At 34.0% G+C, this 20,302-nt stretch carries 23 protein-coding genes; 17 read left to right on the top strand and 6 right to left on the bottom strand.

Features of this window, described 5'->3' with window-relative positions:
- Positions 1-32: 32 nt before the first annotated feature.
- The 4 genes from BN349_RS11565 to BN349_RS11550 all read left to right on the top strand — a co-directional run bounded on the left by BN349_RS11565 (position 33) and on the right by BN349_RS11550 (position 3,663).
- Entirely contained in the window at positions 33-1,163 is a 1,131-nt protein-coding gene (locus tag BN349_RS11565; protein WP_019242478.1) for an N-acetyldiaminopimelate deacetylase, read from the top strand.
- Positions 1,164-1,384: 221 nt separating this feature from the next.
- Positions 1,385-1,927, top strand: coding sequence for a peroxiredoxin (locus BN349_RS11560; RefSeq protein WP_019242477.1), 543 nt, complete (start codon positions 1,385-1,387; stop codon positions 1,925-1,927).
- A 231-nt stretch (positions 1,928-2,158) separates the two neighbouring features.
- Positions 2,159-2,614, top strand: a complete 456-nt coding sequence (locus BN349_RS11555; protein ID WP_019242476.1) for a redoxin domain-containing protein — start codon at positions 2,159-2,161, stop codon at positions 2,612-2,614.
- A 389-nt stretch (positions 2,615-3,003) separates the two neighbouring features.
- Positions 3,004-3,663, top strand: a complete 660-nt coding sequence (locus BN349_RS11550; protein ID WP_019242475.1) for a potassium channel family protein — start codon at positions 3,004-3,006, stop codon at positions 3,661-3,663.
- A 339-nt stretch (positions 3,664-4,002) separates the two neighbouring features.
- Here BN349_RS11550 and rnjA read toward each other — a convergent pair whose 3' ends face one another.
- Entirely contained in the window at positions 4,003-5,676 is a 1,674-nt protein-coding gene (rnjA, locus tag BN349_RS11545) for a ribonuclease J1 (protein WP_019242474.1), read from the bottom strand.
- Positions 5,677-5,682: 6 nt separating this feature from the next.
- Positions 5,683-5,892: a DNA-dependent RNA polymerase subunit epsilon gene (locus BN349_RS11540; protein WP_019242473.1), complete on the bottom strand. Its 210-nt coding sequence runs from the start codon at positions 5,890-5,892 to the stop codon at positions 5,683-5,685.
- Positions 5,893-6,450: 558 nt separating this feature from the next.
- On the opposite strand from BN349_RS11540, the gene BN349_RS11535 reads away from it, so the two are divergent.
- Positions 6,451-7,218: a Cof-type HAD-IIB family hydrolase gene (locus BN349_RS11535; protein WP_019242472.1), complete on the top strand. Its 768-nt coding sequence runs from the start codon at positions 6,451-6,453 to the stop codon at positions 7,216-7,218.
- A gap of 176 nt (positions 7,219-7,394) precedes the next feature.
- On the opposite strand, the gene def is transcribed toward BN349_RS11535, so the two are convergent.
- The gene (gene def, locus BN349_RS11530) at positions 7,395-7,949 is read right to left on the bottom strand and encodes a peptide deformylase (RefSeq protein WP_019242471.1); all 555 of its coding nucleotides are present in this window, start codon (positions 7,947-7,949) and stop codon (positions 7,395-7,397) included.
- 696 nt (positions 7,950-8,645) lie between these two features.
- Here def and pdhA point away from each other — a divergent pair.
- The 6 genes from pdhA to BN349_RS11500 all read left to right on the top strand — a co-directional run bounded on the left by pdhA (position 8,646) and on the right by BN349_RS11500 (position 14,824).
- On the top strand, positions 8,646-9,761 hold the full coding sequence (gene pdhA / locus BN349_RS11525) for a pyruvate dehydrogenase (acetyl-transferring) E1 component subunit alpha (RefSeq protein ID WP_019242470.1): 1,116 nt from the start codon (positions 8,646-8,648) through the stop codon (positions 9,759-9,761).
- Positions 9,762-9,764: 3 nt separating this feature from the next.
- Positions 9,765-10,742, top strand: a complete 978-nt coding sequence (locus BN349_RS11520; protein ID WP_019242469.1) for an alpha-ketoacid dehydrogenase subunit beta — start codon at positions 9,765-9,767, stop codon at positions 10,740-10,742.
- Positions 10,743-10,835: 93 nt separating this feature from the next.
- On the top strand, positions 10,836-12,128 hold the full coding sequence (locus BN349_RS11515) for a dihydrolipoamide acetyltransferase family protein (protein ID WP_019242468.1): 1,293 nt from the start codon (positions 10,836-10,838) through the stop codon (positions 12,126-12,128).
- Between the two features lie 3 nt (positions 12,129-12,131).
- Positions 12,132-13,541, top strand: a complete 1,410-nt coding sequence (gene lpdA, locus BN349_RS11510; RefSeq protein WP_019242467.1) for a dihydrolipoyl dehydrogenase — start codon at positions 12,132-12,134, stop codon at positions 13,539-13,541.
- A 195-nt stretch (positions 13,542-13,736) separates the two neighbouring features.
- Complete coding sequence (gene tnpA / locus BN349_RS11505; RefSeq protein ID WP_019242466.1) at positions 13,737-14,219, top strand: IS200/IS605 family transposase; 483 nt, start codon at positions 13,737-13,739, stop codon at positions 14,217-14,219.
- Between the two features lie 362 nt (positions 14,220-14,581).
- On the top strand, positions 14,582-14,824 hold the full coding sequence (locus BN349_RS11500) for a hypothetical protein (protein ID WP_019242465.1): 243 nt from the start codon (positions 14,582-14,584) through the stop codon (positions 14,822-14,824).
- A gap of 41 nt (positions 14,825-14,865) precedes the next feature.
- Here BN349_RS11500 and BN349_RS11495 read toward each other — a convergent pair whose 3' ends face one another.
- Complete coding sequence (locus tag BN349_RS11495; protein ID WP_019242464.1) at positions 14,866-15,303, bottom strand: DUF1885 family protein; 438 nt, start codon at positions 15,301-15,303, stop codon at positions 14,866-14,868.
- A 149-nt stretch (positions 15,304-15,452) separates the two neighbouring features.
- Here BN349_RS11495 and BN349_RS11490 point away from each other — a divergent pair, with 149 nt between their 5' ends.
- From BN349_RS11490 to BN349_RS11480, 4 genes are all read left to right on the top strand, one after another.
- On the top strand, positions 15,453-15,752 hold the full coding sequence (locus BN349_RS11490) for a DUF3055 domain-containing protein (protein ID WP_019242463.1): 300 nt from the start codon (positions 15,453-15,455) through the stop codon (positions 15,750-15,752).
- A gap of 437 nt (positions 15,753-16,189) precedes the next feature.
- Entirely contained in the window at positions 16,190-16,306 is a 117-nt protein-coding gene (locus tag BN349_RS25370; RefSeq protein WP_019242462.1) for a GapA-binding peptide SR1P, read from the top strand.
- Positions 16,307-16,691: 385 nt separating this feature from the next.
- The gene (locus BN349_RS11485; RefSeq protein WP_019242461.1) at positions 16,692-17,651 is read left to right on the top strand and encodes an NAD(P)H-dependent flavin oxidoreductase; all 960 of its coding nucleotides are present in this window, start codon (positions 16,692-16,694) and stop codon (positions 17,649-17,651) included.
- A 24-nt stretch (positions 17,652-17,675) separates the two neighbouring features.
- Complete coding sequence (locus tag BN349_RS11480) at positions 17,676-17,945, top strand: UPF0223 family protein (RefSeq protein WP_019242460.1); 270 nt, start codon at positions 17,676-17,678, stop codon at positions 17,943-17,945.
- Between the two features lie 103 nt (positions 17,946-18,048).
- Here the strand turns inward: BN349_RS11480 and BN349_RS11475 are convergent, their stop codons facing one another.
- Positions 18,049-18,669 (bottom strand): YktB family protein, encoded by a 621-nt coding sequence (locus tag BN349_RS11475; RefSeq protein WP_019242459.1) that lies wholly within the window; start codon positions 18,667-18,669, stop codon positions 18,049-18,051.
- A 161-nt stretch (positions 18,670-18,830) separates the two neighbouring features.
- Here BN349_RS11475 and BN349_RS11470 point away from each other — a divergent pair, with 161 nt between their 5' ends.
- Together BN349_RS11470 and BN349_RS11465 are read left to right on the top strand one after the other, a co-directional pair.
- On the top strand, positions 18,831-19,028 hold the full coding sequence (locus BN349_RS11470; protein ID WP_019242458.1) for a hypothetical protein: 198 nt from the start codon (positions 18,831-18,833) through the stop codon (positions 19,026-19,028).
- A 184-nt stretch (positions 19,029-19,212) separates the two neighbouring features.
- On the top strand, positions 19,213-20,016 hold the full coding sequence (locus BN349_RS11465) for an inositol monophosphatase family protein (RefSeq protein WP_019242457.1): 804 nt from the start codon (positions 19,213-19,215) through the stop codon (positions 20,014-20,016).
- Between the two features lie 35 nt (positions 20,017-20,051).
- Here BN349_RS11465 and BN349_RS11460 read toward each other — a convergent pair whose 3' ends face one another.
- Positions 20,052-20,237: a DUF5325 family protein gene (locus BN349_RS11460; RefSeq protein ID WP_026089283.1), complete on the bottom strand. Its 186-nt coding sequence runs from the start codon at positions 20,235-20,237 to the stop codon at positions 20,052-20,054.
- Positions 20,238-20,302 lie beyond the last annotated feature (65 nt).

Genomic DNA, 20,302 nt, shown 5'->3' with positions numbered 1-20,302 from the left:
CGATAAAGACATTTTAATATGGGGGAATTTTTTTGAGTACAAAATCAGCTTTTGTCGATATTCGAAGAAAGTTACATAAAATTCCAGAATTAGGGTTTGAGGAATATAAAACACAAGCCTTTTTGTTGGACTATATAAGTAGGTTATCTCAAGAACGTTTAATATTTGAGACATGGAAAACAGGAATATTCGTAAAAGTTAAAGGGATAAATCCATCGAAAACAATAGGTTATCGTGCGGATATTGATGGTTTGCCTATTGTTGAACAGACAAAATTACCTTTTGCTTCAGAACACGAAGGTAAAATGCATGCGTGTGGGCATGATTTTCATATGAGTATTGCGCTAGGTGTACTAACATATATAGTTGAACATCCTATAAAAGATGATATGCTATTTATCTTTCAACCTGCTGAAGAAGGGCCAGGTGGTGCGTTACCAATGATGTCATCAGAGCAGATGAAAAAATGGAAACCTGATATGATAATAGGATTACATATTGCTCCTGAGTACCCTGTTGGTACAATTGCTACTAAAGAAGGCTTATTATTCGCCAATACTTCAGAATTGTATATCGATTTAGTGGGTAAGGGTGGACATGCTGCTTACCCTCATAAAACAAATGATATGGTAGTATCAGCTTGTCAATTAGTTGGACAATTACAAACTATTATATCAAGAAATGTCGATCCTTTAGACTCTGCTGTTATCACAATTGGTAAAGTAACAGGTGGAGCCGTCCAAAATGTTATAGCTGAAAACGCACGCTTAGAGGGGACCATTCGCACTCTTTCCCCAGAAAGTATGAAGAAGGTTAAATCAAGAATTGAAGCTTTGGTGAATGGCTTGAAGCTTGGTTTTGAATGTGAAGCAGCTATTGATTATGGAGCGATGTACTATCAAGTGTTTAATGAAGAAAAGTTGACACGAGAATTTATGCGTTTTGTTGATGAAGAAAGTGAAATGAAATTAGTTGAATGTACAGAAGCGATGACTGGTGAGGATTTTGGATACATGCTTAAGGAAATCCCAGGCTTTATGTTTTGGCTAGGCGTTGATTCAAATCAAGGGTTACATCATGCTCAACTAAACCCTAAGGAGGAAGCTATACCAAAAGCGATTGATTTACTTTGTTCATACATTGAATGGATAGGGAATAAATAAAATCACAAAAAAGCAGTTAAATACTGTCTTTTTTGTTTTGTCCATAAAACAGTGTTACCTACATAAATAGTTTGGCGAAAATGGATAATAATTTCCATTATTAGCTATAATTTGACTTTGATTTGTCGAATGATATAATTAATTTTGTGAGTATTTGAATAATTGAGACTGTTTAATAATCTCAATTTACATATCAAAATAACTTTTGGAGGGATATACAAATGCCTGAACGTATGGTAGGAAAACAAGCACCAAGATTTGAAATGGAAGCAGTGTTACCTAATAAAGAATTTGGTAAAGTTAGTCTTGAAGAAAATATGAAGAACGATAAATGGACTGTATTATTTTTCTATCCAATGGATTTCACTTTTGTTTGTCCAACTGAAATAACAGCCCTTTCTGATCGTTATGATGAATTTGAAGATTTGGATGCAGAAGTGATTGGAGTATCTACAGATACAATTCACACACATTTAGCTTGGATTAAAACAGATCGTAAGGAAAATGGTTTAGGGAATCTAAACTATCCATTAGCGGCAGATACAAATCATGTTATCTCTAGAGAATATGGTGTGTTAATTGAGGAAGAAGGTATTGCACTTCGTGGGTTATTCATCATTAATCCAGAAGGTGAGCTTCAATACTCGGTAACAAATCATAATAATATTGGGCGTGACGTTGATGAAACACTTCGAGTTCTTCAAGCGCTACAAACTGGTGGTCTTTGCCCAGCAAACTGGAGACCAGGTCAAAAAACACTCTAATAAGTAGAGATAAATAGGTTCTATAATAATGGTCATGCAGAAGCGTAGCTTTTTGCTAACCAAATTTGATTGTTAAAAGGGTGTCTAAAAAGCTTTGCTTTTCTTTGACACCCTTTTTTAAGCTATATACTCACTTTGGTGGTACTGTAAAAAAGGACGAATTGGAGTCGATATCAGCAATGAATTATATAGCTTTAAAAAAACACATGGATAATATGGAGGTCAATAATAATGAAATTACGTGCCGAAATGCCTGAATTAACAGGAGCTACAGCCTGGTTAAATGGTGAAGTTTCGAAAGAACAATTAGTAGGAGAGAAGCCAACCCTTATCCACTTTTGGTCTATTTCATGTCATTTATGTAAAGAAGCTATGCCTCAAGTGAATGATTTTCGTGATCGATACAAAGATCGTTTAAACGTAGTAGCTGTTCATATGCCTCGTTCGGAAAATGATTTAGATTTAGAAGAAATTAAAAAAGTGGCTGCAGAGCACGATATCGTACAACCGATTTTTGTTGATAGTGAACTGAAATTAAACGATGCTTTTGAAAATCAATATGTTCCAGCATATTATGTGTTTGATAAAACAGGGGTACTTCGTCACTTCCAAGCTGGTGGTAGTGGTATGAAAATGCTTGAAAAACGTGTAAATCGCGTATTAGATGAATCAGCAAAAGAAGAATAGACCATTCCTGAGATATGATTCTATATTAATTAAACTTTTTTATAGGTAGCAAAGTAATATGCGAAAACAGCTTTAATAAAGACTACATTTTGTCATGAAATGTAGTCTTTTTGAATCCATTTAATATGCAGTTAAAAATATGCCATAATTCATTTCTGCGGCTCTTTATTACAATTAACCTCTCCACTATTTAGATTTATAAAAAAACGCTAGAATGCTTTGTTATTCAAGTTTAAAGGCTGTATAAAAAATGACAGTATGTGAATAAATTGAGGATAGAGCGCTTTTTCTTATATGGTGAAGTGAAGGAGAGATTGGTTCCTTTTGATTCATTGTGGTAGAATATGAAAAGATTATGTAAGTAGTAATATAATCATGGAGGAATGACCGTGAAAAAAGAGTTTGCCATAATAGGGTTAGGACGTTTTGGTGGAAGTATTTGCCGCGAACTTGTTGATCAAGGGATGGAAGTACTCGCTATTGATCATGATGAAGACCGAGTGAATGAATTTGCGTCGATTGCTTCTCATGCAGTTATTGGGGATACTACAGATGAATCTGTTTTGAAGAGCTTAGGTATTCGTAATTTTGATCATGTAATTGTTGCGATTGGTGATGATATTCAAGCTAGTATATTGACAACTTTAATGTTGAAAGAACTTGGAGTTAAAGATATTACAGTTAAAGCCCAAAATGATTATCATGAAAAAGTATTAACAAAAATTGGTGCCGATCGCGTTGTGCATCCAGAAAGAGATATGGGAAGACGAATTGCTTATAAAATTGCTTCGAATAACGTTCTTGATTATCTAGAACTTTCTGATGAGCACTCAATTGTTGAGATTGTTGCTAGTCACAAGTTAGAGGGTAAATCATTAATAGATCTTGACATTCGCGCGCGATATGGAATTAATATTGTTGCTTTTAAAAGAGGAAAAGAAATCATTGTGTCTCCATTAGCAAATGAAACTATTCAATTAGGAGATATTTTGATTGTAATTGGTGCAGATGAGGATATCAACCGATTTGAGAAGAAAGTATTGGAATAATACAAGCCTTTATTTAGTAATAATTCATAATAAAAACGAATTCACTAAAGTTGTTCGCTATTTCTAATAGTGAAAAGATCGCTTTATAGTATCATCTGAACGACTTATAACAGTCGAATAAAAAAGAACTAATATAAAAAGAACGAGAACATTCGTTTAAGTAATGCTTAAGTAGAATGTTCTCGTTCTTTCTTTTTTGTTTGTACGAGCATAATAAAAGGCTTATGTTGAAGCGCTTCTCATTTCTATTATGTAAAGAACTTCTTACTCCTTTGAGTTAATTTCTTATGACTAGGAGAAGAATGGAATATACATAGCTGCTCGAAAGATTATACATGATTATTTATCTACTTCCATGATAATTGGAAGTATCATTGGTCGACGCTTAGTCTTTTCGTATAGGAAAGGAGAAAGTGTGTCTGTAATTTCGTTTTTAATTTCCGACCATTGGCTTGTTTTTCTTTCCATTACTTTGTTTAAATGCTTTTTCAAAATCGTTTGGGCATCATTGATTAAATCCCCAGATTCACGCATATATACAAAGCCTCTAGAGATTATGTCAGGGCCAGCAGATATCTTAAACTCTTTCATATTAATGCTAACCACTACAACAACAAGACCCTCCTCAGAAAGAATTCTACGATCTCGTAAAACGATGTTACCGATATCTCCAATTCCATTTCCGTCTACATAGACTGAACCAGATTGAATTTTACCAGCAACTTGTGCTGTTGTGCTACTCAAAGAAAGAACTTCACCATTATCCATAATAAAGCAATTTTCTGGTGCTACTCCACAATCAATGGCATGTTGAGCATGCATTTTTTGCATACGATATTCCCCGTGAATTGGCATAAAGAATTTTGGTTTCATCAAGCGAATCATTAATTTTTGTTCTTCTTGCCCACCGTGTCCAGAAGTATGAATATTGCTTAATTTGCCATGAATAACATCTGCACCTGCTTTGAATAGCATATTAATTGTTCTAGATACGCTAATTGTGTTCCCTGGAATTGGAGAAGAAGAAAATACAACTGTATCACCAGGGATAATTTGGATTTGACGGTGAGTACCGCTTGCAATTCTAGATAAAGCAGCCATTGGCTCGCCTTGGCTTCCTGTACAAAGAATCGTTACTTTGTTGGCAGGAAGACGGTTGATTTGTTGAGAATCAATAAACGTATCTTTTGGACAATGAATATAGCCAAGTTCTTGACCAATTTCAATCGCTGCTTCCATGCTTCGTCCAAATACAGCGATTTTTCTTCCGTTTTCAACAGCAGCTTCTACCACTTGTTGAAGACGATGAATATTTGATGCAAATGTTGCGAAAATAACACGACCTTCTACTTTTCTAAAAATATCATGAATACTTTCTCCAACAAGTCGTTCACTCATTGTAAAGTGCGGTACTTCACTGTTTGTGCTATCCGATAACAAGCAAAGAACGCCTTCTTTACCGATTTCCGCCATCTTCGTTAAGTTAGCTGGTTCGCCCACTGGCGTAAAATCAAATTTAAAGTCGCCTGTATGAACAATTTGACCAGGAGGGGTCTTTACTACAATTCCATATGAATCAGGAATACTATGTGTAGTTCTGAAAAACGAAACGGATGTTTTTCTGAATTTAATAATATCCTCTTCTTGGATTTCAATTAGTTTAGCCTGTCTAAGTAAGCCGTGCTCTTCTAATTTATTTTTTATGAGACCAAGAGCTAGTTTTCCTCCGTAAATCGGTACGTTGATTTGTTTTAGAAGATAAGGAATACCACCAATGTGGTCTTCGTGTCCGTGCGTAACAAATAAACCTTTAATTTTGTCCTCGTTCTTAACTAAGTAGGAGTAATCAGGTATAACGTAATCAATGCCTAGGAGCTCATCTTCGGGGAATTTAATACCTGCATCAATTAATACGATCTCATCTTGAAATTGTACTCCGTAAGTATTTTTACCAATCTCGCCAAGTCCACCAAGAGCAAACACAGCAGTTTGGTCATTTTTAACAAATTTCATATATTATCATTGCTCCAATACTATAAAGTCTTCATTTTGTTGCTCGTATGCTAAATAAGCTTCGTCTACAAGACCAACATATTCAATATTATATTTTCTATCTTTTAATATTTGTCTTGCTTCACGTACAGATTCAGCTTTTACATAAACTGTTTTTGTTTTTTCTCTAACTGGTACCTCAGTTAAGCTTTCTTGATAGTAAACTTTGTAAATCATTAAAAATCTCTCCTTATTCCTTTTAATTGCTTATTTCATTATATATAAAAACAGCATTTATTTCATGTAATACAACATGATGCTCCTTTAAGCACTTTTTTTCTCGTTAAGTAGTATTTTAGAAAACTTTACATGAAAGAACAAGCCCTTCGCAAGTTTTGAAGGGCTGTATTAGTAAAAAAACTATGCGATTGTTTTTTTTCTTAGCATATCTTTCCATTGTTTTAGCAGTTTTTTCCGCAGCTTTTTCAGCATAGCAGATCACTCCCTTATTATTATTGTAAACTAATGCGCAAGAAAGTAAATAAGTCTTTAGGTGAATTTCTTACAATTTGGGAACATTACTTGTATAAATTGAAAAAGTTCAAATAAAATCCGATCAAGTATTTTGCTTGTCCTATTTATTAGTATATGGAAAATGATTAATATCTTTCATAATAATCATTTTTGCTAGAAAATTATTTTTGGATGGTGTCCTCTTAACTTGACATTCGTTTTTATAGCGTTTTTAATAAAACTGACTCAAAATCCACTTAGAAATGTAGGGAAGTATAATTTATGAAAAAAATTGTGTTTTTTGACATAGATGGAACGTTATTGGATTTCAATAAACAATTACCGAAATCAACAAAAGAGGCGATACAACGCCTTCAAGAAAATGGTATATATGTCGCTATTGCAACTGGTAGAGCACCTTTTATGTTTGAAAAATTAAGAAAAGAATTAGATATAGATTCTTATGTTAGTTTTAATGGACAGTATGTCGTTTTTGAAGGTGAAGTCATTTATAAGAATCCTTTAAAAATAGAACAATTACAACAAATGCTTGCTCAAACGAAAGAGAAGGAAGTTCCGCTAGTTTTTATGAATGAACATACATATAAAGGCACTGTATCATCAAATAAACATGTAGAAGAGACATTACAAGCATTTGATTTAGAACTTCCTAAAAATGATGAAGCTTTCATAAGTGAATCTGATTTATATCAAACGTTATTATATGTTAATGATCAAGAAGAGAAAGATTATCAAAGATATACAGATTTTAGATTTGTAAGATGGCATCCGAATTGCGTCGATGTATTACCGCAAGGAGGATCTAAGGCAGCTGGTATCCAAAAGTTTATTGAAAGAGCTGGATTTGAGTTGAAAGATGTATATGCATTTGGTGATGGTTTAAATGATATTGAAATGCTGCAAACAGTTGGAACAGGTGTAGCGATGGGAAATGCAGAAGAAGAGTTATTGAAATATGCTGATCTCGTAACAGCGAGAGTAGATGAGGACGGTATATATAAAGGTCTAGTAACACTAGGTTTGATATAAAGAGAAAGGGCTGACGTAACAGTGTTGAATTTCTGTTATCGCCAGCCCTTTTACTATAATAAGAAAATGGATCGTGATGAAATGGTTGCTTCGCTATTCTGTTTATTTTTCATTATGAAAATGAGTGAATAAATTTTAAGATAATAGGGTGATAAATGGAAAAAAGTATCGTTTTCTTATCTATTAATTACAGTAGCTCCAGGTATTTCTGCGAATGGATCTTTTGAATTAATGTGATCAAAGAATAAGATACCGTTTAAATGGTCAATTTCATGCTGAAAACAAACTGCTGGTAGCCCTTTTAAACGAAGTTTTACCTCTTCCCCTTCAGGTGTAAAACCTTTAACTGTAATACGAGAATATCTTGATACAAACCCTGGTACAGAACGATCTACTGATAAGCAACCCTCTCCACCTGCTAAATACGATTTTTCAACTGAATGGCTTACAATTTTTGGATTTATTAATGCATAGCTATATAAATTTCCTTTATCATCTGATACATGTACAGCGATAATTCTTTTAGAAACATTTATTTGTGGGGCTGCTATGCCTATTCCAGGACGAAGACCATATTTTTGTGAAATTTCTTCATCTTGACTATTAATAACATACTCTAGAAGTTTTTGCGCGATTTCTTTATCTTCCTCTGATGCCGGTAAAGTAACTTCTTCAGCTACTTTTCGTAATACGGGATGATCTTCTAAAACTATGTCTTTCATTGTAATCAACTTACATCCACCTCAACCTTAATGTGAAAATTATTTTATCCCGCTTTTATTCGTGCTAGGACGTATAAGACTGTTTGTTTTATCAATTAAAATCTTACCTTAACTTCGAATCCTTGTAAATAAATGTAGTCTTAAGAGGATATCTCCCTATATATTCTATTCAAATTTTGGCAAGTAATGTATCTTCAATTCTGGTTGTTGTATGTGGGGTATTATGGTGCTATTTCAAAATAATAAATGTATAAGAATTTTTTTCAATATAGGAAAAGGGGGAGGTTTTTCTATCTATAGTCGAAAAGGACAAAATGTAAGTGTTTTCAACGTTTGTTCAATAAAATTCAATAAAATTTCGCTTTTTATAGTACAGTTGATAATAATATTATATAACAGAATATCAAAGTGATTATAATATAATATTTGATTAGAATATAAATAAAAGATAAACATAAGTGTTGACGGCTTGAGCGGTCATCGTGTACACTCTAGATAATCAAACGATGTTGTTACAATATAATGTTTTTTAACAATAGTACAGATGAATTTTCTGTGTGAGAAAAAGCGATATACGTTTGGTTCAAAGAATGTTGTGGAAAATAATTATTGACATTTATTACGTAAGCTAAAACGATTTTTTTAAAAAGAAAAAATTTTTTGAGTTTACTACCTTTTAATACAAGGAAGGAAAAGGTGATAAGAATGGACGTTAAAAAAACAAACGTATTGATTGATGTTAATAAGCAATTAGATGAGATTAATAATCAATTTCAAACGATTCAAATATTAAATGAAGAGGGCCAAGTTGTTAATCCTGATTTAATGCCTGAAATCTCTGATGAACAATTACAAGAATTGATGACAAGAATGGTATACACTCGTGTGTTAGACCAACGTTCAATTTCTTTAAATAGACAAGGTCGTCTAGGTTTCTATGCTCCAACAGCTGGTCAAGAAGCTTCACAGCTTGGTTCGCAATTTGCTTTAGAAAGCGAAGATTTCATTCTTCCGGGCTATCGAGACGTTCCTCAACTTATTTGGCATGGACTTCCGCTCTACCAAGCCTTCTTATTCTCACGTGGACACTTTGTTGGTAACCAAATTCCAGAAGGTGTTAATGTAATTTCACCTCAGATTATTATCGGGGCTCAATATATTCAATGTGCTGGTGTCGCACTAGGAATGAAGAAAAATGGTGCTAAATCAGTAGCAATTACTTATACAGGTGATGGTGGTGCTTCACAAGGGGATTTCTATGAAGGAATTAACTTTGCAGGTGCTTTTAAAGCTCCAGCTATCTTCATTGTTCAAAATAACCGCTATGCGATCTCAACTCCAGTTGAAAAACAGTCAGCTTCTAGAACAATAGCACAAAAAGCTGTAGCTGCTGGTATTCCAGGTGTTCAAGTTGATGGTATGGATGTCTTAGCTGTATATGCTGCAGTTAAAGAAGCACGTGAGCGTGCGATAAATGGTGAAGGACCAACACTTATTGAAACATTAACATATCGTTATGGTCCACACACAATGGCCGGAGACGACCCTACCCGTTATCGTACTTCAGATATTGATAATGAATGGGAGAAAAAAGATCCGCTTGTTCGATTCCGTAAATACTTAGAAAGTAAAGGATTATGGAATGAAGAAAAAGAAACAGCTGTTATAGAACGTGCTAAGGAAGAAATCAAAGATGCAATCAAATTAGCAGATGCAACTCCAAAACAAAAAGTAACAGACTTAATTAATATAATGTTTGAAGAAATGCCAGTTAATTTAAAAGAACAGTACGAAATCTACAAAGAAAAGGAGTCGAAATAAACTATGGCTCAAATGACTATGATTCAAGCAATTACAGATGCACTTCGTGTCGAAATGAAAAATGATGAGAAAGTTCTAGTCTTTGGTGAAGATGTAGGGAAAAACGGTGGGGTTTTCCGTGCAACTGAAGGTTTGCAGGCTGAATTTGGTGAAGATCGAGTATTTGATACACCACTAGCAGAGTCTGGTATTGGTGGACTAGCAATAGGTTTAGGATTACAAGGATTCAGACCAGTTCCAGAAATTCAATTTTTCGGCTTCTTATTTGAAGTTATGGATAGTATTGCTGGACAAATGGCTCGTATGCGCTATCGCTCAGGTGGTAGATACCATTCACCAGTAACAATTCGTTCTCCTTTTGGCGGTGGTGTTCATACTCCAGAAATGCATGCAGATAGTTTAGAAGGTTTAATGGCTCAAACACCAGGTGTAAAAGTTGTTATCCCGTCAACACCTTATGATGCGAAAGGATTATTGATTTCATCTATCCGTGATAATGATCCGGTTATTTTCTTAGAACATATGAAATTATATCGTTCATTCCGTCAAGAAGTTCCAGAAGGGGAATATACTATTCCGCTTGGGAAAGCTGATGTGAAACGTGAAGGTACAGACGTAACATTGATAGCTTATGGAGCAATGGTTCAAGAATGCTTAAAAGCAGCAGATGAATTAGAAAAAGCAGGAAAATCTGCTGAAGTGATTGATTTACGTACGGTTAGTCCGTTAGATATTGATACGATTATTGCTTCAGTTGAAAAAACTGGTCGAGTAGTAGTTGTACAAGAAGCTCAAAAATCTGCTGGAATTGCAGCTAATGTAGTAGCTGAAATTAATGAAAGAGCGATTTTAAGCTTAGAAGCACCGGTGTTAAGAGTAACAGCTGCTGACACAGTCTTTGCATTCTCGCAAGCTGAAACAGTATGGTTACCAAACTATAAAGATATTATTGAAACAGCAAATAAAGTATTAAATTTCTAAAATAAAACTAGCTCGGTTTGTTAATTGGTCAAAATTGGGTAAACCTTCTATGAGTTATGGAAGGTTTACCTGAATTATAGGAGGTTGATGTAGGTGTCTTTTAAATTCAAATTACCAGATATAGGTGAAGGAATTCATGAAGGTGAAATTGTAAAGTGGTTTATTAAACCAGGTGATAAAGTACAAGAAGATGATGTTTTGTGTGAAGTGCAAAATGATAAGGCTGTCGTTGAAATCCCTTCTCCAGTTGCTGGTACAGTAGAAGAAGTATTAGTAGAAGAAGGAACAGTTGCAGTTGTCGGCGATGTACTTGTGACTTTTGATGCTCCAGGTTATGAAGATCTTTCTTTTAAAGGTGACGAACATCATGAGGAAGAAAAAGCGCCTGAAGCAACTGCAGATGTAAAAGAGGAAGTAAAAGAAGAGACTACTGTACAAGAAACAAAAACGAAACGTATCATTGCGATGCCTTCAGTTAGAAAATACGCACGTGAAAAAGGTGTGGATATCACTCTTGTAAGTGGCTCTGGAAATAACGGACGAGTGTTAAAACAAGATATCGAAGCCTTCTTAAATGGTGGAAATGCAAACGAGGATACAAAAGAAGAAATCATAACTGAAACAGAAAAAACTGTTGCTAATGAAGGAAAAGTTGCATCGTCACCTGTTGTTCTTGAAGGTGAATTCCCAGAAACTCGCGAAAAAATGAGCGCCATACGTAAGGCTATTGCTAAAGCTATGGTAAACTCTAAAAGTACAGCTCCGCATGTAACCTTAATGGATGAAATTGATGTTACCAAATTAGTGGCGCATCGTAAGAAATTCAAAGATGTTGCAGCGGAAAAAGGAATTAAACTTACGTTCTTACCGTATGTTGTTAAAGCATTAACGAGTGCATTACGTGAATATCCAATTCTAAATACTTCTGTTGACGATGCAAACAGTGAAATTATCCAAAAACATTATTATAACATCGGTATTGCTGCAGATACAGAGAAGGGCTTGTTAGTACCAGTAGTTAAAAATGCAGATCGTAAATCTGTTTTTGCGATTTCTAATGAAATTAATGAACTGGCTGGGAAAGCGCGTGATGGTAAATTGGCACCAGCTGAAATGAAAGGTGCTTCTTGCACAATTACGAATATTGGTAGTGCTGGTGGTCAATGGTTTACACCTGTTATCAATCATCCAGAAGTTGCGATTTTAGGTATCGGTAGAATTGCTGAAAAAGCGATTGTGCGAGATGGTGAGATCGTCGCTGCACCAGTATTAGCTTTATCTTTAAGCTTTGATCACCGTATCATTGATGGTGCGACAGCTCAAAATGCTTTAAACCACATTAAGCGTTTATTGAACGATCCAGAATTACTATTAATGGAGGCGTAAAAGATGGTAGTAGGAGATTTCCCGATTGAAACAGATACTCTTGTCATAGGAGCAGGTCCAGGAGGATATGTAGCAGCTATAAGAGCAGCTCAACTAGGTCAAAAAGTTACTGTTGTAGAAAAAGGTACTGTTGGAGGGGTTTGTTTAAATGTCGGTTGTATTCCTTCAAAAGCATTAATCACAGCAGGTCACCGTTATGATCATGCTAAAAATTCAGCGGATATGGGGATTACAGCTGAAAATGTTCAAGTTGATTTCTCAAAAGTACAAGAATTTAAAAATTCTGTTGTAAAAAAATTAACAGGCGGAGTAAGCTCATTATTAAAAGGTAACAAAATCGATACAGTTTATGGAGAAGCTTATTTTGTTGATGAAAACACTGTACGTGTTATGGATGAAAACTCTGCACAAACATATAAGTTTAAAAATGCTATCATCGCTACAGGTTCAACACCTATAGAGATTCCAGCGTTTAAATATAGCAAACGTGTTATCGATTCAACAGGGGCACTAAATCTTCAAGAAATTCCAGAATCACTTGTAGTAATCGGTGGTGGAGTTATCGGTACAGAGTTAGGTGGAGCTTATGCTAACTTCGGTACTAAAATTACGATTCTTGAGGGTGGCCCTGAAATCATTCCTGGTTTTGAAAAACAGATGACAACGCTTGTAAAACGTAACTTGACTAAAAAAGGCGCTACAATTGTTACGAATGCTCTAGCTAAAGGCGTTGAAGAATCTGAAGATAAAGTAATCGTTACGTATGAAGCGAAAGGTAAAGAAGAAAAAATAGAAGCGGATTATGTATTAGTTACTGTTGGTAGAAAACCAAACACACGTGAAATTGGTTTGGAAGAAATCGGAGTAAAACTAACTGATCGCGGATTAATTGAAACTGATAAACAATGTAGAACAAGTATTAGTAACATCTACGCAATTGGTGACATTGTTTCTGGTCCTCAACTTGCTCATAAAGCTTCTTATGAAGGAAAAATTGCAGCAGAGGCAATTGCTGGTCATGCAGCTGAAATTGATTATTTAGCAATTCCTGCAGTAGTATTCTCTGAGCCAGAATTAGCATCTGTTGGTTATTCTGAAAAACAAGCTAAAGATGAAGGTTTAGAAATTGTAGCTGCTAAATTCCCATTTGCAGCAAATGGACGTGCCCTTTCATTAAATGAAGCTGAAGGATTTATGAAAATTGTTACAAGAAAAGAAGATGGACTTGTAATTGGTGCGCAAATCGCAGGTCCTGGTGCTTCTGATATGGTTTCTGAGCTAGGCTTAGCGATTGAAGCAGGAATGACTGCTGAAGATATTGCAATGACCATTCATGCTCATCCAACTTTAGGTGAGATCACTATGGAAGCTGCTGAAGTTGTATTAGGAAGCCCAATTCATATCGTTAAATAATATGTTCATTTTAAGGTAATTTCAATTTGGGTAATCCAAATTGAAATTACCTTTTTTTTTGTTGTGAAAAAGAAAACCCTGGGCTATGCCTAGGGTTCTAAAAAGCTTATAGCGTGGTATTAAAAAAAACTCTTCCGAGGTGCTAAACTATTTTTGGTTCGCCAACCAAAATAAAAGCATACGGAGGAGTTTTTTATGTCAAAAGACACTAATAGTTTAGCACACACAATTTGGAATTGTAAGTATCATATCGTCTTTGCACCAAAGTATAGAAGGCAAGTTATTTATGGGAGAATAAAGAAGGATATTGGGCAAATACTACGCACTTTATGCGAAAGAAAAGGTGTAGAAATCATTGAAGCAACAGCGTGTAAAGATCACGTGCATTTGTTAGTAAGCATTCCACCTAAGTTAAGTGTGTCTGTATTTGTAGGTTATTTAAAAGGAAAAAGTAGCTTGATGATATTTGATCGTCATGCCAATCTGAAATATAAATATGGAAATCGAAAATTTTGGTGTACAGGATTTTATGTAGATACAGTTGGAAGAAATAAAAAGGTAATACAAAATTATATACGTAATCAAATACAAGAAGATATAGTCGCAGAACAGCTAAGTATGATGGAATATATTGATCCATTCACTGGTGAAGAGGTAAAGAAAAAGAATAGAAAATGAGCGGAAGACCTTTTAGGTCAAGCCAGTAAAAGTAGTACAAAAGGCGAACTATTCAGAAGCCCTTTAGGGTTTGGTCAGTAACAAAGGCTTTCAGCCGCAGAACAAACCACCCGTTCTCACGGGTGGTTTTGACTTTTATGAGACAATATTAAAGTAAAAAAGAAAATCTATATTAATTCATCAACAAATATAGTCACAAACTGCCTCTATGAAAAAATAAGTTTTACTTAGTCTCAACTGTAAAATGATTTGTCAGACCCTCATTAATAGCTCAATCCTTTTAACCCTTTTCATAATTTTCAAAGAAGTAGCATATACTTTTTGGGGATAACTTGTCTGATGAATGGAAGGAGTTGAGCAGTGTGAGAAGCTATACGGTTATTCTAATTCAATGGATTGTATGGAGTGGATTCTCGATAGCTGAATGGCTTTCGCGCCATGATCGACTTGTTTTTAAAGCGTTCATGTTTGTTGTGTTTCTACAGATTTCCATTTTTATTGGAAAATCTATTCTCCATTCTAATTTAAAAACAGGAGTTGTAACCAGTATAAGCCTTCTAACATATGTTGGTATTCATATAGTATTTAATCAGGTATTATATTAGTCTTACATGTTGTTATGTAAGAAATAAAATAGATTTACATTTTATTTTCTTGGGTAATGATAAATAATCTTTTCATTAAATAAATGTAACTCACCTTTAAGTTTTTTTGAAATAAATTTACAAAATTCATTTGCTTTTGATTTATCTCCGTATGTTGAAGAATTTACTAATGAAACTTGAATATAACTCTGAATTCTTTCTTGATTATCCTCATTTATAAGTTCTTGTCCAACTGCCATAATAATAATATTGTAACGATCTTTTGTCGAAGATAAATAGAACCACTGGCTATTACCTTCTTCTGTTTCTTTGATTTCGTATGGGAAAGCATAGTCACCATAATCCCAATCGAGCTGTGTCCCTGTTTTGCTTGTAATTTCTTTATAGTAGTGGAGTATGTCTTTGATTTCGTCTAAAGTAATAATTTGTTTAGTGGAAGAAGGAACAAGTTTAATATAAGCACTTTCAGTAACGTTCATAAATACACCCTCTTTGTTTTCCTTATTTATACTTTTATTCTATCATTTGTAAAATATATAAAATAGTCTATTCTTCAATAGATATCGATTGACAAATAATTCCAATTATATTTATAATGATATTTAACTATTTAAAAGGAGGTATCATTATGGAACTATTCGAAAAGTTATATGACGAGTATGAAAGCGCTAAAGTTCGTTTTATTGGTTTTACTACGAAGGAAACTCGCTATGATTTTGGGATTATTTATACGAATATGTTCTTTGGAAAACCGTTAGTAATTTGTGTGCAAACAGGTCGTTCTACCCTCCTAGAATCCAGTGATTTAAACGATTTAGATCATTTAAAATCAGTTTTTCGTATTACGTCAATAGAAGAAGCCATGGACTTAGCAGAATTTTTAAAAGAAGAATTACCAGATGTGCCATTTCAATCAGAATATGAATAAGTAACTTTATTAAAAGGAGGTATTCTTACAGTTATGTATGATACCTCCTTTTTGATTTCTTAAATAATTACGGATTAAATACAAAGTTTAGTTAAAGTTAATGATGGATAATAGCTCCTCTCCAATGAACCTTACTATGGAATCTTTTCTATTCCGTTCAAATCCACTGATTTCCACTCATTTACTTCATGTTCCTAATCGATAGTAGCAATATCGAAGTTGAAAACAAAATCAGTATTAGAAAATAGAAGAATAATATAATCATTAATGGTTATATATTATGTATAAATGAAATATGATACACTAATAAGTCCTCGTTTAGTTATGAAAATGTTTAAATGTTACATACAATTAAGGCTTGATTTTTTAAATGTGTTATATTATTATAGATTTAAATAGTTAAGCGTTTACATTAAAATGTTAAGGGAGACGGGGAAATGGGTACTATTATTTGTCAATCATGTAAAAATACGATTGCTTCTTTTGAGGATGAAAAAGTAACTGTTCTATACTCTAAGTGTAAAGGCTGCAATTCAGAAACTAACAATAAGTAATTAAAAAATTGAATCATACTTGAAATAGAAATTTTATGAAGATAACTATCTTTAATTAACTACAATTTTAACTTGTCATTAAAAGGTATTGTGAGGATTTCCTCTCAATGCCTTTTGTCGTTTAGGTGGTAACAAATAGTTATAATGAACTGTTTAGGGATCACAATGGCAGAGCTTTTTCGACTTTTGCTGTAAGTGATGAATATTAAAGGTTTTGTGTTTTCATTTTTTGAGAATTTGATACTTGGTCTCTAAATTTAGAATATACATTTTAAAAGAAGGATAATGAAACGATATCATGCTTTTCTTAAAATAGGAGACAAATAGATTAGGAATTAGATATTATGGTTTATGAGGGTGTATATGAATGAAGGAGGAGAATAGAATGAATTGGGAAACAAGGGTAACGAAGTTATTAGGAATTAAATATCCGATCATTCAAGGTGGATTAGCGCATCTAGCATATGCTGATCTTGCTGCAGCTGTTTCGAATGCGGGGGGATTAGGACAGGTTACGGCTATGAGTTTAGATAGTCCAGAAAAGTTAAGAGCAGAGATACGAAGAGTTAAAACGTTGACTGATAATCCTTTTGGAGTCAATTTTGCTATTGGGACTAACGGGCGTCCTTTCGAGGCGTATGTTGAAGCGGCAGTTGAAGAAGGAATTGAGGTTGCTACGATAACAGGTGGTAATCCTCAAGGGATTTTTGATTTATTAGAAGGAACAAATGTAAAAAAAATAGTACTAGTTGCTGCTCGTAGACAAGCTGAAAAAGCAGAAGAGTTAGGAGCAGATGCGGTAATGGTTGTAGGTCAAGAAGGAGGAGGTCATTTAGGGAGAGATGACGTTGGAACGATGGTTCTTATTCCTCAAGTAGTTGATTCAGTTTCGATTCCGGTTATTGCCTCTGGTGGTATTGGTGATGGTAGAGGATTAATGGCAGCTTTAAGTCTAGGTGCTGAAGGTATAGAAATGGGAACAAGGTTTATTGCTACGAAAGAATGTGTCCACGCAAATGATAAATATAAACAAGCTTTAATTGATGGGTCAGAAAGAGATACAGTTGTTATAAAAAGATCTATTGGTGCCCCTGCAAGAGCTATTTCAAATTCATGGACAGAAAAAATTTTAGAACTAGAAAAAGAACAAGTTGGTTATAATGGATTAAAAGACTACATAAGTGGTCGAACAAATATGAAATACATTCATGAAGGAAAAACAGACGAAGGTTTTGCTTGGGCAGGTCAGGTGTTAGGGATGATAAAAGATGTTCCTACTGTAGATGAATTATTTTCTTCCATGATTTCTACAGCTGAAGAAATCAGAAAAAAATGGCAACGCTAGATTAATACTGAAAGAGTGATGAATATGGATTATCAATACCCAATTGATATTGATTGGAGTACGAAAGAAATAGTAGATGTAATTGCGTTTTTTGAAGTAGTTGAGGCTACATATGAAAAGGGTGTGGATCGAGACGACTTTATGTCAAAATATCGTCGATTTAAGGAAATAGTTCCTAGTATTGCTTCTGAAAAAAAGCTTGATAAAGAATTCAATGAAGTAAGTGGTTATTCTTTATATAGAGCGGTTCAATTAGCAAAAGGAGCTGCTTCTGGAGAAAAAATAAGATTGTAACAAAAAAGTTTATTATTATTTAAACTAATAGTCCATTTTAAGAGTAGAGGTTGCTTGAAATCACATTTCAGGCAGCCTCTTTTTTTGAAATTCCAAATTATGTTTAATCCATTTTGTATAGGGGTAATAATTTAACATAAGTTTCGTGACATATATTCAAAAAGTCTTCACCAGACATCTGTATGGCTTGTTCTTGTGGGATTTGTATACCACATAGAAGTTCTGCTTTTTTGACTGTTTGTAGACGAACAAACATGTTTTCTAAATCTCCTTTAGAGAGATTATTGTGAGGGGTACTATCTGGTTTCATATGATCAACTGACCATACAAAGTCAGAAGGGATATTCTTTTTTATAAAATCGACGTTTTTTTGTAGTCGTTTGCCTACTTCTACTTTAGATGCTGCTTCATAAATTACGGCATACCAAATGAATACATGCGTTTCCCAAAGCCCAATTTGAAAATGGGGCATCATTTTATAGCCTCTTTTATTCGCAGCGAAAGCCACCCATGTATCTTTGGGAGGATGAACCGTTCTTCTTGCGTGTTTGGCTACATGGGGGAATATTTCCTCTCCTGATAGCACAGATAAATCTTGTGAGAAAAACTGGCCTAGGCTTTCTAATTTAGGACGTATATGTTTTTGGAGAGCTTCCATTCTTGGTTCTAATCCATCTATTGTAAAAACGTTGAAATCTTCTTGTGTAAATCCTTGAAAGGTCATAATGGTCCTCCTATCAAATTAATAGCTCTAGTTTAACATATTAGTATAGTTTTCTGGTAACAAATTGCGATAAGGAAAAATTATGGTTACACATAAGAAGGAGCAACATAAAATAATAAAAATTAGATTAAATGTTTAAATTAAAAAGGGTGTGTGCATATATGAAACAAATCGTGAATTCTAAGTTAATAGAACAACAATCTGCGAAAAATCGCATTAATGTTTTAAGATTAGAATTGGATTATGAATTAGCAACACTTCATGAAGCTATTAATGAGAAAGATGAAGAAAAGAAGGAAATGTGTAAGAAAAAAATAGAAAAAATAAGAAGAGAGTTAATAAAATTATCTGAATTATAATAATGAAAATTATGTGAAGGGATTCTGTTCATACTAATGGCAAAACACCAATATTCCACGCTTTAAAGAGCGAGCTGATGAATTTATTTTTAAAGCTCGTTTTTTATTGCAAGCAATCATGCTTTGTATATTCGAAAGTTTTACATATAATGAAAGAAATGGTCTGTAAAGGAGGTGTCTAGAATTGGGTACCAATTGGAGAGAAATAGATACTTGCGCTAAAAAATGGATAAATGAAGCTGGTGAGAGAATAAAAGCTTCATTTCATACAGAATTATTCATACAAACTAAATCGAGTAGAACAGATCTTGTTACGAATATGGATAAAGAAATTGAGAAATTTTTCAAACATAAAATAAATGAAGTGTTCCCTACTCATAAAATTTTAGGTGAGGAAGAAACTGGACATCATTTGGAAAAATTAGATGGAATTGTATGGATTATTGATCCTATAGATGGAACAATGAATTTTATCCATCAACAAAGAAATTTTGCGATTTCTATTGGTGTATATCAGGATGGTAAAGGAATACTAGGTTATATTTACGATGTTGTACATAATGAGTTGTATTATGCTCAAAAGGGTGAAGGGGCATATTTGAATGGCGTGTTATTGCCAAAGCTTGAAGAGGTTAGTATGGAAGAAAGTGTAATAGCAATAAACGCTTCCTGGCTTCTTCCAAAAAATAATATTCAAAGTGAGGCAGCTGTCTCTTTAATTAAATCAGTACGAGGTACACGTTCATTTGGTTCTGCAGCTTTGGAATTAGCAAGTGTGGCAACAGGTAGGATAGATGCATACCTTTCGAAAAGATTGGCTCCTTGGGATTATGGAGGGGGAGCTATTCTGATTGAAGAGGTAGGAGGAATTGTGACTGATATGCAAGGTAATAGGTTGGATATGCTTTCTGGGTCTTCGTTACTTGTGGCTAGACCTGGTCTTCATAATCAAATTTTGAAAATGTTCAATTCGGTAAAAAATCCATGATTCTTTATTTAGAATCATGGATTTTTTGAATAATCTTACAATTTACCTGCTAAACGTAATTTCTTTTTCATTGAAAAGCCAAACCCCATAACTCCACATAAAGCTAGAATGCAAAGTATAATACCGAAAATATTACGGTAAGCTATACTTATCCCGATTCCTGCCATACTAGCTGAGGCTAATAAAGAAAGTAATAAGAAAAATAGCTTCTGTTTCATCATTTCACCTCTTTCATTCATATTGTACAGAAAATATTTGCTTTTTTCCACTATCAGTGTGATATAAT

It is taken from the genome of Bacillus sp. AP8, from assembly GCF_000321185.1.
Taxonomy (GTDB): domain Bacteria; phylum Bacillota; class Bacilli; order Bacillales; family DSM-1321; genus Bacillus_AD; species Bacillus_AD massilioanorexius.
Note: the sequence above shows the minus strand (reverse complement) of the source record. Positions and strands in the feature narration are given on the sequence as shown.

What these genes read in the sequence shown, in the direction of transcription:
- BN349_RS11560 (WP_019242477.1), top strand. Translation starts at nt 1,385, where the DNA reads ATGCCTGAACGTATGGTAGGAAAACAAGCACCAAGATTTGAAATGGAA.
- BN349_RS11555 (WP_019242476.1), top strand. Translation starts at nt 2,159, where the DNA reads ATGAAATTACGTGCCGAAATGCCTGAATTAACAGGAGCTACAGCCTGG.
- rnjA (WP_019242474.1), bottom strand. Translation starts at nt 5,676, where the DNA reads ATGAAATTTGTTAAAAATGACCAAACTGCTGTGTTTGCTCTTGGTGGA.
- BN349_RS11540 (WP_019242473.1), bottom strand. Translation starts at nt 5,892, where the DNA reads ATGATTTACAAAGTTTACTATCAAGAAAGCTTAACTGAGGTACCAGTT.
- BN349_RS11535 (WP_019242472.1), top strand. Translation starts at nt 6,451, where the DNA reads ATGAAAAAAATTGTGTTTTTTGACATAGATGGAACGTTATTGGATTTC.
- pdhA (WP_019242470.1), top strand. Translation starts at nt 8,646, where the DNA reads ATGGACGTTAAAAAAACAAACGTATTGATTGATGTTAATAAGCAATTA.
- BN349_RS11520 (WP_019242469.1), top strand. Translation starts at nt 9,765, where the DNA reads ATGGCTCAAATGACTATGATTCAAGCAATTACAGATGCACTTCGTGTC.
- lpdA (WP_019242467.1), top strand. Translation starts at nt 12,132, where the DNA reads ATGGTAGTAGGAGATTTCCCGATTGAAACAGATACTCTTGTCATAGGA.
- tnpA (WP_019242466.1), top strand. Translation starts at nt 13,737, where the DNA reads ATGTCAAAAGACACTAATAGTTTAGCACACACAATTTGGAATTGTAAG.
- BN349_RS11495 (WP_019242464.1), bottom strand. Translation starts at nt 15,303, where the DNA reads ATGAACGTTACTGAAAGTGCTTATATTAAACTTGTTCCTTCTTCCACT.
- BN349_RS11490 (WP_019242463.1), top strand. Translation starts at nt 15,453, where the DNA reads ATGGAACTATTCGAAAAGTTATATGACGAGTATGAAAGCGCTAAAGTT.
- BN349_RS25370 (WP_019242462.1), top strand. Translation starts at nt 16,190, where the DNA reads ATGGGTACTATTATTTGTCAATCATGTAAAAATACGATTGCTTCTTTT.
- BN349_RS11485 (WP_019242461.1), top strand. Translation starts at nt 16,692, where the DNA reads ATGAATTGGGAAACAAGGGTAACGAAGTTATTAGGAATTAAATATCCG.
- BN349_RS11480 (WP_019242460.1), top strand. Translation starts at nt 17,676, where the DNA reads ATGGATTATCAATACCCAATTGATATTGATTGGAGTACGAAAGAAATA.
- BN349_RS11475 (WP_019242459.1), bottom strand. Translation starts at nt 18,669, where the DNA reads ATGACCTTTCAAGGATTTACACAAGAAGATTTCAACGTTTTTACAATA.
- BN349_RS11470 (WP_019242458.1), top strand. Translation starts at nt 18,831, where the DNA reads ATGAAACAAATCGTGAATTCTAAGTTAATAGAACAACAATCTGCGAAA.
- BN349_RS11460 (WP_026089283.1), bottom strand. Translation starts at nt 20,237, where the DNA reads ATGATGAAACAGAAGCTATTTTTCTTATTACTTTCTTTATTAGCCTCA.